Consider the following 16,292-nt stretch of genomic DNA (forward strand, 5'->3'; position numbering starts at 1 on the left):
CACTCCTCCATGATTGGCCTTGTCCGGATCGCACTGACGCGACCGTATACCTTCGTCGTCCTGGCCCTGCTGATCCTGATCGTGGGTCCGCTCGCCGCATTGCGCACGCCCACCGACATCTTCCCGGATATCAAGATCCCGGTGATCGCCGTGGTCTGGCAGTACAACGGCCTGCCGCCCGACCAGATGGCCGGCCGCGTCAGCTCGCCGTTCGAACGCGTGCTCACTACCACCGTGAACGACGTCGAGCACACCGAGGCCACGTCGATCCAGGGCTTCGGCATCATCAAGATCTTCTTCCAGCCCAACGTCGACATCCGCACCGCCAACGCGCAGGTCACCGCCGTGGCGCAGACCATGCTGCGGCAGTTGCCGCAAGGCACCACGCCGCCGCTGATCCTCAACTACAACGCTTCCACGGTGCCGATCATCCAGCTGGCGCTGTCCGGCAAAGGGCTCACCGAGCAGAACCTGGCCGACCTCGGCCTCAACATCATCCGTCCGCAGCTCACCTCGGTGGCCGGCGCGGCGATCCCGTATCCGTTCGGCGGCAAGACCCGCCAGGTGCAGATCGACATCGATCCGCCGGCGTTGCAGGCGCGCGGCCTCTCGGCGCAGGACGTGGCCAATGCGCTGGCGGCGCAGAACCTCATCACCCCGGTGGGCACGCAGAAGATCGGCAAGTACGAATACACGCTGCAGCTCAACAACGCGCCGTCGGACATCCAGGAACTGGGCAACCTGCCGGTGAAGACGGTCGACGGCGCCACGGTGTTCATCCGCGACGTGGCGCATGTGCGCGACGGCGCGCCGCCGCAGACCAACATCGTGCACGTCAACGGCGACCGTTCGGTGCTGATGACGGTGATGAAGAACGGCGCGGCCTCGACGCTGGCGATCATCGCCGGCATCAAGGACCGGGTCGCGGCGATGAAGGAGGCGCTGCCGCCGGACCTGCGCATCGTTCCCATCGGCGACCAGTCGCTGTTCGTGAGCGGCGCGATCGAGGGCGTGGCACGCGAAGGCGTGATCGCCGCGGCGCTGACCAGCCTGATGATCCTGCTGTTCCTCGGCAGCTGGCGTTCGACGCTGATCATCGCCATCTCGATCCCGCTGGCGATCCTCGGCTCGATCGCCGCGCTGTCGGCGATCGGCGAGACACTGAACATCATGACCCTGGGCGGCCTAGCGCTCGCCGTGGGCATCCTGGTGGACGACGCCACGGTGACCATCGAGAACATCAACTGGCACCTGGAGCAGGGCAAGTCGGTGGAGACGGCGATCCTGGACGGCGCCTCGCAGATCGTGACGCCCGCCTTCGTCTCGCTGCTATGCATCTGCATCGTGTTCGTGCCGATGTTCTTCCTGGAAGGCGTGGCGCGCTTCCTGTTCGTGCCGATGGCCGAAGCGGTAATGTTCGCGATGATCGCGTCCTTCCTCCTGTCGCGCACGCTGGTGCCGACCATGGCCAAGTACCTGTTGCGTCCGCATGCGCCGCATACCGACATGCACGGCGACGGCCATGGCCAGCCGCCGTCGCGCAATCCGCTGGTGCGCTTCCAGCGCGGTTTCGAAAAGCGCTTCGAGCGGCTGCGCGCCGGCTACTACGCGCTGCTCGAGACCGCGCTGCTGCGCCGCAGGATGTTCGTGCCCGGCTTCGTGCTGTGCGTGGCGCTGTCGTTCCTGCTGCTGCCGATGCTCGGCCGCAACTTCTTCCCGTCAGTGGACTCGGGCCAGATCCTGATGCACGTGCGCGCGCCGGTCGGCACCCGCGTCGAGGAGACCGCGCACCTGTTCGCCGACGTGACCGGCGCCGTACGCAGGCTGATTCCGCCGCACGATCTGGCCGGCATCGTCGACAACATCGGCCTGTCGTCCTCGGGCATCAACAACGCCTACAACAACACCGGCACCATCGGCTCGCAGGACGGCGACATCCAGATCGCGCTGAGCGAGGGCCACGCGCCCACCGCCGACTACGTGCGCACGCTGCGCCAGACCTTGCCGCGGCAGTTCCCGTCCGTGGTGTTCTCGTTTCCGCCAGCCGACATCATCAGCCAGATCCTGAACTTCGGCGCACCGGCGCCGGTGGACCTGCAGATCCGCGGCCCGAACCTCGCCGCCAACTTCGCTTATGCCAATCGCCTGCTGCGCGAGATCCGCCGCGTCCCGGGCGTGGCGGACGCGCGTATCCAGCAGTCGCAGTCCAGCCCCGGCTTCGCGGTGAACGTGGACCGCAGCCTCGCGCAACAGGTGGGCATCACCGAACGCGACGTTACCAGCAGCCTGGGCGTGAACCTCGCCGGCTCCAGCCAGATCGCGCCGACGTTCTGGCTGAACCCGCAGAACGGCGTGTCGTATCCGATCGTGATGCAGACGCCGCAGTACAGCCTCGACAGCCTGCCCGACCTGCAGAACGTGCCGATCAGCCCCAGCGCGGGCCAGGGCGGCGCGCAGAGCCTGGGCGGGCTGGCGACACTGTCGCGGACCGCGACCAATGCGGTGGTCAGCCAGTACAACATCAATGCGACCGTGGACATCTTCGCCTCCCCGCAGGACCGCGACCTGGGCGCGGTCGCGGCCGACATCCAGAAGATCCTCGACGCCGATCAGAAGTTCCTGCCCAAGGGATCCAGCACGGTGCTGCTCGGCCAGGTGCAGACGATGAACAAGGCGTTCGCGGGCCTGATCTTCGGCCTGCTCGGCGCGATCGTGCTGATCTACCTGTTGATCGTGGTCAACTTCCAGTCGTGGAGCGATCCGTTCGTGATCGTGACCGCGTTGCCCGCGGCGATCGCCGGCATCGTCTGGATGCTGTTCGCCACGCACACCACGCTGTCGGTGCCCGCGCTCACCGGCGCCATCATGTGCATGGGCGTGGCCACGGCCAACTCGATCCTGGTGGTCAGCTTCTGCCGCGAGCGCCTCGCCGAGCACGGCGACGCGGCGAAGGCGGCGCTGGAAGGCGGATTCGTGCGCTTCCGCCCGGTGCTGATGACCGCGCTGGCGATGATCATCGGCATGGCGCCGATGGCGCTGGGCCTGGGCGAAGGCGGCGAGCAGAACGCGCCGCTGGGCCGGGCCGTCATCGGCGGCCTGATCTTCGCCACCGTCAGCACGCTGTTCTTCGTGCCGATCGTTTTCAGCCTCATCCACCGCCGTGGTTCCCAGCCGTCCTCGCCGACGGCCCACGCCTCCGGAGCGTCCCCGCATGTCGCCTGATCTGTCGCCCCCCGTTTCGCCGCGCCGTCTCCGCCTGGCCGGCGTCATCGCCTTGATCGTGGTCCTGGCCATCGTCGTCGCCGGCATCGCCACGCGCGCCGGCGACGCGCACCGGCTGCGCGCCTGGACCGACGACCAGGCGGTGCCGACGGTCACCGTGGTGGCTCCGGACACCGAGCAGGGCGCCGGCGTGCTCAACCTCCCCGGCCGCCTGGAAGCGTATGCCCGCGCGCCGATCTTCGCCCGGACCAGCGGCTACCTGAAATGGTGGAAAGCCGACATCGGCGCCAAGGTGAAGGCCGGCGACGTGCTCGCCGAGATCGAAACACCCGACCTGGACCAGCAGTTGCTTCAGGCCAAGGCCGACCTGGCCAACGCCCGGGTCAACGCCGCCCTGGCCCAGACCACCGCCAAGCGCTGGCAGACCATGGGCCAGACCGAGGTGGTGTCGAAGCAGGCGGTGGACGAGAAGAACGGCGACTACGACGCCAAGCGCGCCCTCGCCCAGTCCGCACAGGCCAATCTCGAGCGCCTGGAAGCGTTGAAGGGCTTCGCCAGGCTGGTGGCGCCGTTCGACGGCACCGTCACCGCACGCGAGACCGATGTCGGCGCGCTGATCAACGCTGGCGGCGGCGGCCAGGAACTGTTCGTCGTGTCGGACACGCACAAGCTGCGCATGTACGTGAACGTGCCGCAGAGCGATGCGCCGTCGGTGCGCGCCGGCAGCAAGGTGACGCTGACCGTGCCGGAGTACCCGGGGCAGACCTTCAGCGGCGTCGTCGACAGCGCGTCGGGGGCGGTCAACGCCGCCTCGGGCACCACCCTGGTCCAGGTCGCCGTGGACAATCAGGACGGCCGGCTGATGCCGGGCGGCTACGCCAGCGTGCGCTTCGATCTGCCGGCCGACGCCGCGCTGGTGCGGGTCCCGGCCAGCGCGCTGGTGTTCGACGACAAGGGCCTGCGGGTGGCGGTGGTCGACGCGCACGACACGGTCGTCTTCAAGCCGGTGACCATCGCCCGCGACTTCGGCAAGACCGTGCAGCTCGGCTCGGGCATCGCCGCCGGCGACCGCCTGATCGAAAGCCCGCCGGACGGCCTGACCGACGGCGACAAGGTGCGCATCAGCGCGCCGAAGGCGGACGGCGGACACACCAAGGCGTGAACACGACCGGCCGGTGTTCTCCTAAAAGAACACCGGCCATTGCGGTGCATTGAGCCGGCACAGGCCAGCGCCAGGGTGCCGGCCTGCGCCGACACGAACCTGCCGGCGTCAAGTCGCCGGGGCGAACCGCACCGTCGCGAGGATGCCGCCGCCCTCGGTGTTTTCCAGGGCCACCTGCCAGCCGAAGCGGTCGCATAGCCGGCGCACGATCGACAGGCCCAGCCCGGTGCCCTGCGGACGCTCCGGTTCGGCGCGGAAGAATGGCTCGAAGGCATGCCGCAGCGCCTCCTCGGACATGCCGATGCCGGTATCGCGGATGCGGATGCGGTCGGCCTCGACCTCGACCTCCACGCGTCCGGCATCGGTGTAGCTGCAGGCGTTGCGCAGCAGGTTGCTGACCACCACGTGCAGCACCCGCGGCGGCGCGTGCAGCGTGGCCGGGGCCAGCACGCGCACGCTCAGGGCGACCGGCTTGTCCGCCAGCAGCTCGCGCGCGTTCTCGGCCTCGTATTCCACCAGCTCGGCGACGTCGATGGTCTCGCTCTGCGGCACCACGTCCGCTTCCCGCGCCAGGATCAGGAACGCGTCGATCACCGCTTCCATGTCGCGGCCGGCACGCTGGATCCGCTGCAGGCTGCGGTTCAGGCGCGGCGGCAGTTCCTGCTCGGTCATCGCGATGTCGGTGGCGACGCGGATCACCGTCAGCGGGGTGCGCAGTTCGTGGCTGGCATCGCGGGTGAAGTTGCGTTCGCGGGCGACGTGGTCGGTGACGCGCTGGGCCAGCGCATGCAGCGCGGCGGCCAACTGCCGCGCCTCGCCCTGTACGTCGGCCGGCAGGTTTTCCGGGGCCAGCTCGGCGGCGGCCGGGTGCCGCGGATCCCAGCGCGAGACCCGCCGCGCCAGCCAGTTCATCGGCGACAGCAAGCGTCGCGACACCCGCCAAGTCAGCCAGGCGACCACGATCACCGCGATCAGCGTCAGCAGGGTCGGTACCACGCCGAACCAGAACGCCAGCCGCTGCGCCGGCGCGCGCAGGAACACCAGGTACAGGCGGCCGGACGGATTCTGGTCGACCAGCACGATCTCCCCGCCGGGGCGGTCCTCGTGCAGGCCGGGCGCCAGCCCCCGCAGGTCGACAGGCACGGCGGCATCGGATTGGCCGGGCGCCACCAGGTAGCCGCGCAGGCTGTGGGTGTTGGGCGGAAGCTGCTGCGGCTGCTGCGCATGTACGCGCCAGTAATAGCGCGCTTCCTGCTGCAGGATCGAGCCGACCAGCGAGTGCTGCACGATCGCCACCACCAGATAACTGGCAAGCGTGACCACGCAGCCCGCAAACACGATGCGGGCGATCAGGGCGAGGCGAAGTTTGCGCGGCAACCCGTGCGGCATACGGCATCCGTGATCGTTGCCGCGATTATAGGAAGGCCGATCGTGAGCCTTTCGTGCAAGCGGCCCCGTTCACCGGAGCCGCTGCGGATGTCACGATCGGGCGACGCCTCAGCTCATCGGCTGGGCGATGTCGGCAATGCGGTAGCCGGCGCTCTGCACGGTGTGCAGCAGCGGGCGGTCGAACGGCTTGTCGATGATCTTGCGCAGGTTGTACAGATGGCTGCGCAGGGTGTCCGAATCCGGCAGGCCGTTGCCCCAGATCTCGCGCTCGATCTCCTGGCGGGTGACCACGCGCGGCGATTCGCGCATCAGGATGGTCAGCAGGCGCAGGCCGATCGGCGAGAGCTGCAGCTCGGTGCCGGCGCGGGTGGCACGCATGCTCACCGGGTCCAGCACTAGATCAGCCACCTTCAGCACTTCCGAGCCGACCTGGCGGCGCTCGCGGCGGATCAGCGCGCGCAGGCGCGCTTCCAGTTCCTGGATCGCGAACGGCTTGGTCAGGTAGTCGTCGGCACCGAAGCCCAGGCCGGTAAGCTTGTCGTCGAGCGTGTCGCGCGCGGTCAGCATCAGCACCGGGGTGGACTTGCGCGCGTCGTTGCGCAGGCGGCGGCACACTTCGATGCCGTCCAGACGCGGCAGCATCAGGTCCAGCACCACGACGTCGTAACTGTTCTCGGCCGCCAGGCGGTAGCCGTCCAGGCCATCGCAGGCGTAATCCACTTCGAATCCGCGGCCCTCCAGATACTCGCCGATCATCTCGGAAATATTGCGGTTGTCTTCCACGACCAGCACGAGCCCGGATGTTTCCTTGGTCTGACGCATAACGCTTCCTCAGTCTTCAGCTTTGTGAAACATGCCGGATGTGCGGTGGTGGCGGCGTGAAGACCGCTTCATTTGCCTGAGCCGGAAAAAAACTATTGCGCGATCAATGGTTTGAGCTGCGGCCACACGTTGTCGAGCACCTTGGGCTGGGCCGCGGCGGTGGGGTGCAGACCGTCGCCCTGCATCAGCGCCGGATTCAGCGCCACGCCCTCCAGCAGGAATGGCAACAGGCCGGTCCGGTACTGCTTGGCCAGGTCCGCGTAGACCGCGCGCAGGCGCTGGCGGTAGCCCGGGCCGTAGTTCGGCGGCACATCGATGCCCAGCAACAACACCTTCGCGCCCGCGTCACGGCTGAGCACGATCATCTTCTCCAGGTTGCCGCGCAGTTCGGCTGGGCTCAGCCCGCGCAACGCGTCGTTGCCGCCCAGTTCGATCACCACCACCGACGGCCGGTGCTTCTGCAGCAGCGCCGGCAGCCGGGTCAGCGCGCCGGAGGAGGTCTCGCCGCTGATGCTGGCATTGACCACCGCCGGCGGCGTCCGCATCTGTTGCTGCAGGCGCTTGTCCAGCAAGGCCACCCAGCCGGACTGCACCGGGATGTTGTGCGCGGCGCTGAGGCTGTCGCCGAGCACCAGCACCGGACCCGTCGCACCTTTGGCACAGGCGATGACGGGCAGCAGCACCCACCATGCCAGCAGCAGCCAGGCGCGGCGCGTCCAGGCCGGCTTGCTTCTCGTCTCATCACCACGCATCGGAGATTCCCTCATCGACAGTCAGGCCCCCACGCTTCGCGCCGGCATCGCCATCGACGTGCGCGATGTCGGCAAATCCGTCAGCGGACCGGAGGGTACGGTCCACATTCTCGACAAGGTCGGATTGACCATCGGTGAAGGCGACAGCGTCGCCATCGTCGGCGCCTCCGGCTCCGGCAAGACCACCCTGCTCGGCTTGCTGGCCGGCCTCGACCTGCCGACGCGCGGCGAGATCTTGCTGGCCGGACAGTCGCTCAATGCGCTGGACGAGGAAGCACGCGCCGCACTGCGCGCGCGCGAGGTCGGCTTCGTGTTCCAGAGTTTCCACCTGCTGCCGTCGCTGACCGCGGCCGAGAACATCGCCCTGCCGCTGGAACTGGCCGGCCGCGAGGATCCGGCACGGGTGCGCGAGGTGCTGGAGGCGGTGGGGCTGAGCGCGCGGGCACGGCACTATCCGCGGCAATTGTCCGGCGGCGAGCAGCAGCGCGTGGCCCTGGCGCGCGCGTTCGTGGCGCGGCCGCGCATCCTCTTCGCCGACGAGCCCACCGGCAGCCTCGACCAGGCCACCGGGCAGCAGATCAGCGACCTGCTGTTCGCGCTCAACGCCGGCAGCGACACCACGCTGGTGCTGGTCACGCACGACATGCGCCTGGCGCAGCGCTGCGAGCACCGCTACCGCCTCGACAGCGGCCGCCTGCGCGCCGCCGACGCGGCGGATGCCGCATGAACGTGCTGCGCCACGCCGCGCGCGCACTGCGCCGCGAACTGTTCGCTGGCGATCTGCTGACCGTGTTCGCCGCGCTGGTGCTGGGCGTGGCGGTGATGACCGCGGTCGGCACCCTGGTCGACCGGGTGACCCTGGCGCTGACCGGCAGCGCCGCCGAGGTGATCGGCGGCGACCTCGGCGTCAGCGGGCGCCAGGACATCCCCGCCGCCTTCGCCGAGGAGGCGCAGCGGCGCGGGCTGCGCAGCACGCGCCTGGTCAGTTTCCCGAGCGTGCTGTTCCATGGCGACGCCAGCCAGATGGCCAACATCAAGGCGGTGGGCGCCGGCTATCCGCTGCGCGGCGAGCTGCTGGTGGCGCGCGATACCGTCGGCGCCGGCAGCGAACGCACCGGGCCGCCGCCACGCGGGGAGGCCTATGCCGATCCGCGCCTGCTCGAGGCCCTGGGCCTGAAGCTCGGCGACGCGCTGGAATTCGGCGCCGGCACGCTGCGCGTGACCCGGGTGCTGCGCGCCGAACCGGATGCCTCCGGCGAACTGATGCAGTTGTCGCCGCCGCTGCTGGTCAACCGCGCCGACGTCGATGCCGCCGGCCTGCTAGGGCCCGGCAGCCGCGCGTCCTACCGGCTGATGTTCGCCGGCGCGCCGGGCGAGATCGCCGCCCTGCGCGCATGGCTGGCGCCGCGCGCCAAGGCATTCCGCCTGGTCGGCATCGAGGACACCCAGCGCGGCGTGCGCGGCGCCTTCGACCGCGCCGGGCGTTTCCTGGCGCTGGCCGCGTTGCTGGCGGTGCTGCTGGCCGGCGTCGCCACCGCACTGGCCGCCAACCGTTTCGCGTTGCGCCGCATCGACAACGTGGCCGTGCTGCGCTGCCTGGGCGCGCGCCAGCGCGACATCCTCGGCGCGCTGGCCCTGCAGTTGCTGCTGCTGGCGATCCCCGCCTGCGCGCTCGGCGTGGGCCTGGGCATGCTGGCCCAGGTCGGCCTGGTCGAAGCGCTGGGTAGCCTGATTCCCAACCGCCTGCCGTTGCCGCAGGCGACGCCGGCGCTGGCCGGCGCCGGCATCGGCCTGTTGCTGCTGCTCGGCTTCGGCCTGCCGCCGCTGCTGCGTCTGCGCGACGTGCCGCCGATGCGCGTGCTCAACCGCAGCTTCGCCGCGCTGCCGCCGACCTCGCTGCTGGTCTACGCCGCCGCGCTGGTCGCCACCGTGGTGCTGGCGGTCTACGCCACCGGCGACGGCGTGCTGGCGGCCTGGGTACTGGGCGGCCTGACCCTGCTGGCGGCGCTGGCCGCGGCGGTGGGCAGCGTGCTGCTGGCGGTGCTGCGGCGGCTGCAGGGACGCCTGCGCGGGCCATGGAAGCTGGGCCTGGCGGCGCTGACCCGGCGCCGCGCGCTGAGCGTGGTGCAACTGGTGGGATTGTCGCTGTCGCTGTGCGCCCTGCTGTTGCTGGCGGTGATCGGCCCCGGCCTGCTGGGACAATGGCGCGACCGACTGCCCGCGGACACGCCCAACTACTTCCTGATGAACATCCAGCCCGACCAGGCCGAGCAGGTGCTGGGCACCCTGCGCACGCTCGGCGTGGCCGACGCGGCGGTGGAGCCGTTCAGCACCGGCAAGCTGGTGGCGATCAACGGCAAGCCGCCACAACGCCGCGAGCAGGGTCCGGACGACGAGGGCGACGGCAGCGACCGGCCGATCAACTTCTCCTGGCGGCATGAGTTCCCCGCCGCCAACCGGCTGCTGTCCGGCCGCTTCTGGGCCGCCAACAGCACCGCCGCCGAAGCCTCGGTGGAGGAAGGCTGGGCGCAGCGCTACGGGCTCAAGCTCGGCGACCGCATCACCCTGTTGCTCGGCGACCAGCAGCGCAGCTTCACCGTGACCAGCCTGCGCAAGGCCGACTGGGATTCGTTCCGCGTCAACTTCTTCCTGCTGCTCAACGCCGGCGCGGTGCAGGACGCGCCGTACAACCTGATCTCCGCCTTCCATCTGCCGCGCGCCTCGGCCGCGCAACTGAGCGGGCTCAGCCGCGCCTATCCGAACGTGTCGCTGCTGGACATCGACGCGATCCTGCAGCGCGTGCGCGAGGTCATCGACCGCGTCGCCCAGGCGGTGCAACTGGTGATGGGTTTCAGCCTGCTGGCCGGTGCGCTGGTATTGCTCGCCGCCCTGCAGGCCACCGCCGGCGAGCGCCGCTACGACAGCGCGGTGCTGCGCACCCTGGGCGCACGCCGCGGGCAATTGCGCGGCGCGGTGCTGGTGGAGTTCGGCGCGCTCGGCCTGCTCGCGGCGATCCTTGCGGTCGGCGCGGCCGCGATCATCGGCGTGGTGGTGGCCAGGCAGGCCTTCGACCTCGCGCTGTCGCCGCCGTGGCCGGCGCTACTGCTCGGCGGCCTCGGCGGCGTGGCGCTGAGCCTGCTCGCCGGCTGGTCCGGCACCCGGCGCATCCTGCGCACGCCGCCGGCGCTGGCCTTGCGCGAGAACTGAGCACACGGCGGCCCGGCACACCGGGCCGCTGCAAGACGCGGGCGTCGCCGTGCAACCATCGGCGGCGCGCACCGCCGACGGCGATCGGCGGACCAAGACGAATCCCGAATCCCGAATCCCGAATCCCGGCACCAAGCATATGCCGGTTGCCTATAAGCACCATCCGAATCGTTGCTTCGACGCGCGCCGGACGCGGCCTACAGTGGGCATGGACGCCGCATGCCGGAGCCGCGGCGTCGCATCCTTCGCAGACGAGGCCGCCGCATGGCACGCGCATCCATCGCAACACGGCCGGCCGCCGCCGCGCCGACGGTCCGCATCGAACCGTTCGCCGCGCCGCTGGGCGCGCAGGTGCTGGGGCTGGACCTGACACAGCCGCTGGACGCCAGCACGTTCGCGCTGCTGCATCGAGCGCACCTGCACTACCACGTGCTGGTGTTCCGCGACCAGCGCATCACCCCGGCGCAACAGGTCGCCTTCAGCCGCCGCTTCGGCCCGCTGCAGATCCATGTGCTGCGCCAGTTCCAGTTGCGCGACCACCCGGAAGTGCTGGTGGTGTCCAACATCAAGGAGCATGGCCAGCCGATCGGGCTGGGCGATGCCGGCCACTACTGGCATTCGGACCTGTCGTACAAGCCGACCCCGAGCCTGGGCTCGATGCTGCTGGCGCAGGAGTTGCCGGCCGAGGGCGGCGACACCTTGTTCGCCAACCAGCACCTGGCCTGGGACACGCTGCCGCTTGAGCTGCAACGCGCGGTCGACGGACGCCTGGCCGAGCACAGCTACCTGGCCAAGTACGAGGACCTGCGCAAGCGCAATCCGTGGCGGCCGCCGCTGACCCAGGCGCAGATCGACGAGGTGCCGCCGGTGCGCCATCCGATCGTGCGTACCCATCCGGAGACCGGGCGCCGCGCGCTGTTCGTCAGCGAACACTTCACCACCCGCATCGTCGGCCTGCCGCAGGACGAAAGCGATGCGCTGCTGCAGGCGCTGTTCGCGCACAGCAGCGCCGATGCGCTGGTCTATCGGCATCGCTGGCAGGCGCACGACATGGTGTTCTGGGACAACCGCTCGGTCACCCACCTGGCCGGCGGCACCCCGGACCACCTGCGCCGGCGCCTGCACCGCACCACCATCGAGGGCGACGTGCCGTTCTGAGCCACGCCCCTCCACGCGGCGCATCCGCCGCTATCCGACAGCGCAGTCCTCTCCCCCACTGGAACGACGCATGACCGCTTTCGATTCGCCCGCTCTCCTGCCCACCGCGCCGCCGGCCGCGGCGCGGCGACGACTGCGCTGGTTCGCCGCCGCGCTGCTCGCCGTCGCCCTGCTGCACACCCAGCCTGCGCAGGCCGAAGGCCGGCTGCGCATCGCCAAGCAATACGGCATCGTCTACCTGCTGCTGGACGTGGCCCAGGAGCAGAAGCTGATCGAGAAGCACGGCAAGGCCGCCGGCCTCGACATCGCGGTGGAGACCGTGCAGCTGTCCGGCGGCGCGGCCGCCAACGATGCGCTGCTGTCCGGGTCGATCGACGTGGCCGGCGCCGGCGTCGGCCCGCTGTTCACGCTGTGGGATCGCACGCGCGGCCGCCAGAACGTGCGCGGCGTGGCCTCGCTGGGCAACTTCCCCTACTACCTGATCAGCAACGATCCGCGGATCAAGACCCTGGACGACTTCGGCCCGCGCGACCGCATCGCGGTGCCGGCGGTCGGCGTGTCGGTGCAGTCGCGCTTGCTGCAGCATGCCTCGGCGCAGCGCTGGGGCGAGCGCGCCTACAACCGGCTGGACGCGCAGCAGGTGGCCTTGCCGCATCCCGACGCGGCCGCGGCGATCATCCGCGGCGGCACCGAGATCACCGCGCACTTCGCCAGCCCGCCGTTCCAGGAACAGGAACTGGCGCGCAACCCGAAGGCGCACATCGTGCTCGATTCGTACGCGATCGAAGGCGGCCCGACCTCGGCCACGGTGCTGTACGCCACCGAGAAATTCCGCCGCGACAATCCCAAGACCTACCAGGCCTTCGTCGCCGCGCTGGCCGAGGCGGCGGTCTTCGTGCAGCGCCAGCCGGAACAGGCGGCGGACCTGTTCGTGCGCCGCAATGGCGGCAAGATCGACCGCGCGCTGGTGCTGCGCATCCTCAAGGACCCGAAGGTGCAGTTCAAGACCGCACCGCAGAACACGCTCAAGCTCGGCCAGTTCCTTTCCCGGATCGGCGCGATCAAGCAGGCGCCGACCTCGGTCAGGGACTATTTCTTCGACAGCGCGCAAGTCGCCGGAGGCAGCTGAGATGAATCCCTTCGCCTTGATGCCGGCGCCGTTGCTGCAGCTCGAACGGGTCAGCCTGGACTACGCCAGCGGGCCGCGCGTGGTCCGCGCCACGCACCAGGTCAGTTTCGACGTGTACGCCGCCGACCGGCTGGTGCTGCTCGGCCCGTCGGGCTGCGGCAAATCGACCCTGCTCAAGGCCATCGCCGGTTTCGTCGCGCCCAGCGAAGGACAGATCCGCCTGGATGGGCAGGTGCTGCGCGCACCGGGGCCGGACCGGGTGGTGGTGTTCCAGGAATTCGACCAGTTGGCGCCGTGGAAGACGGTGCGCCAGAACGTCGCCTTCGGCCTGCGCGCGGCGCGCAGGCTGGGGCGGCGCGAAGCGGGCGAGCGCGCGGATCATTTCCTGCACAAGGTCGGGCTGTCGGCGTTCGCCGATGCCTATCCGCACACTTTGTCCGGAGGCATGAAACAGCGCGTGGCGATCGCGCGGGCGCTGGCCATGCAACCGCGCGTGCTGCTGATGGACGAACCGTTCGCCGCGCTCGATGCACTGACCCGCCAGCGCATGCAGGAAGAGGTGCTGGAACTGTGGGAGGAGGCGCGCTTCACCCTGTTGTTCGTGACCCACTCGATCGAGGAGGCCTTGCTGGTCGGCAGCCGCATCGTGCTGCTGTCGGCGCATCCGGGCCAGGTGCGCGCCGAACTCAACAGCCATGGTTTCGGCCCCACCAGCGTCGGCAGCCCGGCGTTCCAGCACGCCGCGCAGCGCATCCATCGGCTGCTGTTCGATCCGCCGGCCGCCGCCGACGTCGGGGACGACACCGAGGGCACGGCGACGGCCGCCAGCAATGTGGCCCCGTTGCGTCGGCGCGCCGGCGTGCGCGAGGCCGCGCCATGAGTGCCGCCGCACCGTTGCGGCCACCGATTCGCGCCGAGTACGAGAACCCGGTTGTGCCCTACACCGCCACGGTGCCGGCAGCCGCGGCGCGGCGCCGGCAATTACCGGACTGGCTGCGCCAGGCGCTGGTGTTGGTCGCGCTGGCGGCACTGTGGGAGGCGGCGGCGCGCTGGCTCGGCGACGACCTGTTGCTACCGAGCTTCCTGCAGACCGCGCGTGCCTTCGCCGACGGACTGTGGAGCGGCGAACTGCTGGGCCGGGTCGGCGCGTCGCTGCGCATGCTCGCGCAGGGCTATGCGCTCGGCGTCGCGTTGGCCTTCGGCCTGACCGCGCTGGCGGTCTCGACCCGGATCGGCCGCGACCTGCTGGGCACGCTGACCGCGATGTTCAATCCGTTGCCGGCGATCGCCCTGCTGCCGCTGGCCCTGCTGTGGTTCGGCCTGGGCAATGGCAGCCTGGTGTTCGTGCTGGTGCACGCGGTGCTGTGGCCGCTGGCGCTGAACACCTATGCCGGTTTCCAGGGCGTACCGGAAACGCTGCGCATGGCCGCGCGCAACTACGGCCTGCACGGCCTGCGCTACGTGGTCGCGATCCTGGTACCGGCCGCGCTGCCGGCGATCCTGTCGGGCCTGAAGATCGCCTGGGCCTTCGCATGGCGCACGCTGATCGCCGCCGAACTGGTGTTCGGCGCCACCTCCGGCCAGGGCGGCCTGGGCTGGTACATCTTCCAGAATCGCAACGAGCTCTACACCGACCGCGTCTTCGCCGGGCTGGCGATGGTGATCCTGCTCGGCCTGCTGGTGGAAGGCGCAGGCTTCCGCGTGCTGGAACGGCTCACCGTGCGCCGCTGGGGCATGCAGCGCTGAGCGATTCGGGCGTCATCCTCCTCGGCGGGTCGTCAAGGGGTACGGACGCCCGCGCATCGGTCACAACGCAAAAAAGGGGAAGGCGCCATCCCGGCCGCCTTCCCCACCCTGGCTGTGGCGCCGGCGCTGACCTCAGCGCGCGGCCGCTGCCGGCGCCGTCCATTGCGCGAACACCGCATCGAGTTGCGCATCGCTGACCGGCTTGCCCTGTTGCACCGCCTCGGCCTGGCCGAACAGCGGCACGATGATCGCCATGCCATCGACCTTGGTCTTCAGTTGCACGCCCGGCGGCTTGCCGAGCAGGCCGTCCCAGCGCGCACGCACCCTGGCCCAGTAGCCCTGGGTCGCCTTCCAGTAGGCGTAGGCAGGGGCGAAATCCACCTTAGTGGTCTTGACGTAGTCGTTGAAGCCGAACTCGCGGGCAATCGCCTGCTGGCTGCCGTCGGGCTTGCGCAGCACCTTGGTGTTGAACTGCTCGTGGGTCCAGCCGGCCGGGGTCAACGTGTGCCGGTTGATCACCGCCAGTGCGTTGTAGTCGCTGCGCTTGGTGTACTCGCGGCGCGGCAACGGGCGCCAGCTCAGGTCGCTGGTCCAGGTCGGATGGCCATCGGCGTAGTCCCAGCGCCCGGTGCCGCAGTAGCGCGGCGCGTCGCTGACCTCGTACACGCACTGGGTCCAGGCGCCGCGGGTGGCCGCCGCATCGAGCGGGCGCACCTGCCAGGTCTGGTCGGCGCTGAACTCGAAACGCTGCGGCGCCTCGTAGACCCAGTCCTGGCGCCAGTGCTTGGTCACATGGCCGCTCTTGGGTTCCACCAGCAGGTGCTGCAGCACCACCTTGCGCGGGCTGTCCTCGACCACGATCACCACTTCGTCGCCGCCGCTGCGCATTGGCGCGGCGCGCGTGTAGCCGGGTTGCAGCAGCACGGTCTCGTCGAAGGCGAACGCCACCGTGTACTCGCCCTGCATCGCCAGGATGCTGGCACGATCGCGCGCCGGATCGGCGGTTTCGGCATGGACGGGAAGGCTGCCGGCTAGCAGCAGGGCGCAGAACAGAGGCGGAGCTTTCATCATCGAGAGGTGGGTCGTTGTGGAGGGAAAACGGAGAAGCGCGATCGGCCGCTCACAATCGCAGCAGCGGCCACGGCCGCTCGGGATCGGGGCGCGGCGCAGGGCGGCCGGCGCGGGCGCAACAGCAGTCGTCGACCAGCACATCGCCTTCGGCCGCCTCCAGGCGCGCAATGCGCCTGGCGATGCTGGCGCCGAGCGGCGACACGCCGGCCACACTGGCCGCCAGCACGCCATCGGCCGCGTGCAGACGCAGCGCCCGTGCATGCCATCCATCGCCGCGCAGGCGACCGGCCACGCGCCGCCACAGTCGTTCGGCAACACCGCCGTCGGCGGCGTCCTGTGCCGCGGGCAACGCCGACAACAGCGTGTCCCAGGCGACGAAATCGCTGTCCGGCAGCAGGTACAGGCGCCAGCAGCATTGCTGCTGGCGGTCGTAGAAGCGCAGGCTCTCCAGCACGCCGTCGCTGTCCACGTCCAGGTGCGCGGCCACGCTGCGGGCGTGGCGCCAGCCGATCAGTTCGGCGCCGGTGCGGGCGCGGTACAGGCATAGCACGGTGCCCAGCGCGGCCAGTTGCGCCGGACGCGGCAGCGGCGCAAACGCGGCCATCCGCTCCTGCTCCGTCCGCGCTGGCGACAC

Annotated in this window: 13 protein-coding genes; 8 read left to right on the forward strand and 5 right to left on the reverse strand. The window is 70.1% G+C overall.

The annotated features are described in order from the left end of the window. Positions 1 to 9: 9 nt before the first annotated feature. Both AC1PK7_RS17525 and AC1PK7_RS17530 read left to right on the forward strand, forming a co-directional pair. Complete coding sequence (locus AC1PK7_RS17525; RefSeq protein ID WP_481098965.1) at positions 10 to 3,222, forward strand: efflux RND transporter permease subunit; 3,213 nt, start codon at positions 10 to 12, stop codon at positions 3,220 to 3,222. Continuing rightward, positions 3,212 to 4,384 carry an efflux RND transporter periplasmic adaptor subunit gene (locus AC1PK7_RS17530; protein WP_481098966.1) on the forward strand — a complete coding sequence of 391 codons (1,173 nt, stop codon included), beginning with the start codon at positions 3,212 to 3,214 and terminating at the stop codon, positions 4,382 to 4,384. The genes AC1PK7_RS17525 and AC1PK7_RS17530 overlap by 11 nt, the downstream gene beginning before the upstream one ends. A 108-nt stretch (positions 4,385 to 4,492) precedes the next feature. Here AC1PK7_RS17530 and AC1PK7_RS17535 read toward each other — a convergent pair whose 3' ends face one another. The 3 genes from AC1PK7_RS17535 to AC1PK7_RS17545 all read right to left on the reverse strand — a co-directional run bounded on the left by AC1PK7_RS17535 (position 4,493) and on the right by AC1PK7_RS17545 (position 7,347). Next, complete coding sequence (locus tag AC1PK7_RS17535; protein WP_481098967.1) at positions 4,493 to 5,773, reverse strand: sensor histidine kinase; 1,281 nt, start codon at positions 5,771 to 5,773, stop codon at positions 4,493 to 4,495. Positions 5,774 to 5,881: 108 nt separating this feature from the next. Then, the gene (locus tag AC1PK7_RS17540) at positions 5,882 to 6,595 is read right to left on the reverse strand and encodes a response regulator transcription factor (RefSeq protein WP_003481607.1); all 714 of its coding nucleotides are present in this window, start codon (positions 6,593 to 6,595) and stop codon (positions 5,882 to 5,884) included. A gap of 92 nt (positions 6,596 to 6,687) precedes the next feature. Then, positions 6,688 to 7,347 carry an arylesterase gene (locus tag AC1PK7_RS17545; RefSeq protein ID WP_481098968.1) on the reverse strand — a complete coding sequence of 220 codons (660 nt, stop codon included), beginning with the start codon at positions 7,345 to 7,347 and terminating at the stop codon, positions 6,688 to 6,690. Positions 7,348 to 7,471: 124 nt separating this feature from the next. Here AC1PK7_RS17545 and AC1PK7_RS17550 point away from each other — a divergent pair, with 124 nt between their 5' ends. The 6 genes from AC1PK7_RS17550 to AC1PK7_RS17575 all read left to right on the forward strand — a co-directional run bounded on the left by AC1PK7_RS17550 (position 7,472) and on the right by AC1PK7_RS17575 (position 14,587). Next, positions 7,472 to 8,074 carry an ABC transporter ATP-binding protein gene (locus AC1PK7_RS17550; protein ID WP_481098969.1) on the forward strand — a complete coding sequence of 201 codons (603 nt, stop codon included), beginning with the start codon at positions 7,472 to 7,474 and terminating at the stop codon, positions 8,072 to 8,074. After that, positions 8,071 to 10,554 (forward strand): ABC transporter permease, encoded by a 2,484-nt coding sequence (locus AC1PK7_RS17555; protein WP_481098970.1) that lies wholly within the window; start codon positions 8,071 to 8,073, stop codon positions 10,552 to 10,554. Before AC1PK7_RS17550 ends, AC1PK7_RS17555 begins: the two co-directional genes overlap by 4 nt. Positions 10,555 to 10,818: 264 nt before the next feature. Next, on the forward strand, positions 10,819 to 11,712 hold the full coding sequence (locus AC1PK7_RS17560) for a TauD/TfdA dioxygenase family protein (protein WP_420007852.1): 894 nt from the start codon (positions 10,819 to 10,821) through the stop codon (positions 11,710 to 11,712). Between the two features lie 70 nt (positions 11,713 to 11,782). Continuing rightward, a complete protein-coding gene (locus AC1PK7_RS17565) occupies positions 11,783 to 12,841 on the forward strand; it encodes an ABC transporter substrate-binding protein (RefSeq protein WP_481098971.1) in 1,059 nt (352 codons plus the stop codon). Between the two features lie 19 nt (positions 12,842 to 12,860). Beyond that, positions 12,861 to 13,721, forward strand: a complete 861-nt coding sequence (locus AC1PK7_RS17570) for an ABC transporter ATP-binding protein (protein WP_481100923.1) — start codon at positions 12,861 to 12,863, stop codon at positions 13,719 to 13,721. Continuing rightward, a complete protein-coding gene (locus AC1PK7_RS17575) occupies positions 13,718 to 14,587 on the forward strand; it encodes an ABC transporter permease (RefSeq protein WP_481098972.1) in 870 nt (289 codons plus the stop codon). The genes AC1PK7_RS17570 and AC1PK7_RS17575 overlap by 4 nt, the downstream gene beginning before the upstream one ends. A gap of 132 nt (positions 14,588 to 14,719) precedes the next feature. Here AC1PK7_RS17575 and AC1PK7_RS17580 read toward each other — a convergent pair whose 3' ends face one another. Next, positions 14,720 to 15,658 carry a DUF6607 family protein gene (locus AC1PK7_RS17580; protein WP_481098973.1) on the reverse strand — a complete coding sequence of 313 codons (939 nt, stop codon included), beginning with the start codon at positions 15,656 to 15,658 and terminating at the stop codon, positions 14,720 to 14,722. 49 nt (positions 15,659 to 15,707) lie between these two features. Beyond that, positions 15,708 to 16,262 (reverse strand): Hemin transport protein, encoded by a 555-nt coding sequence (locus tag AC1PK7_RS17585; protein WP_481098974.1) that lies wholly within the window; start codon positions 16,260 to 16,262, stop codon positions 15,708 to 15,710. Between the last annotated feature and the right edge of the window lie 30 nt (positions 16,263 to 16,292).

The sequence above is a fragment of the Xanthomonas sp. NCPPB 3174 genome (assembly GCF_056725205.1).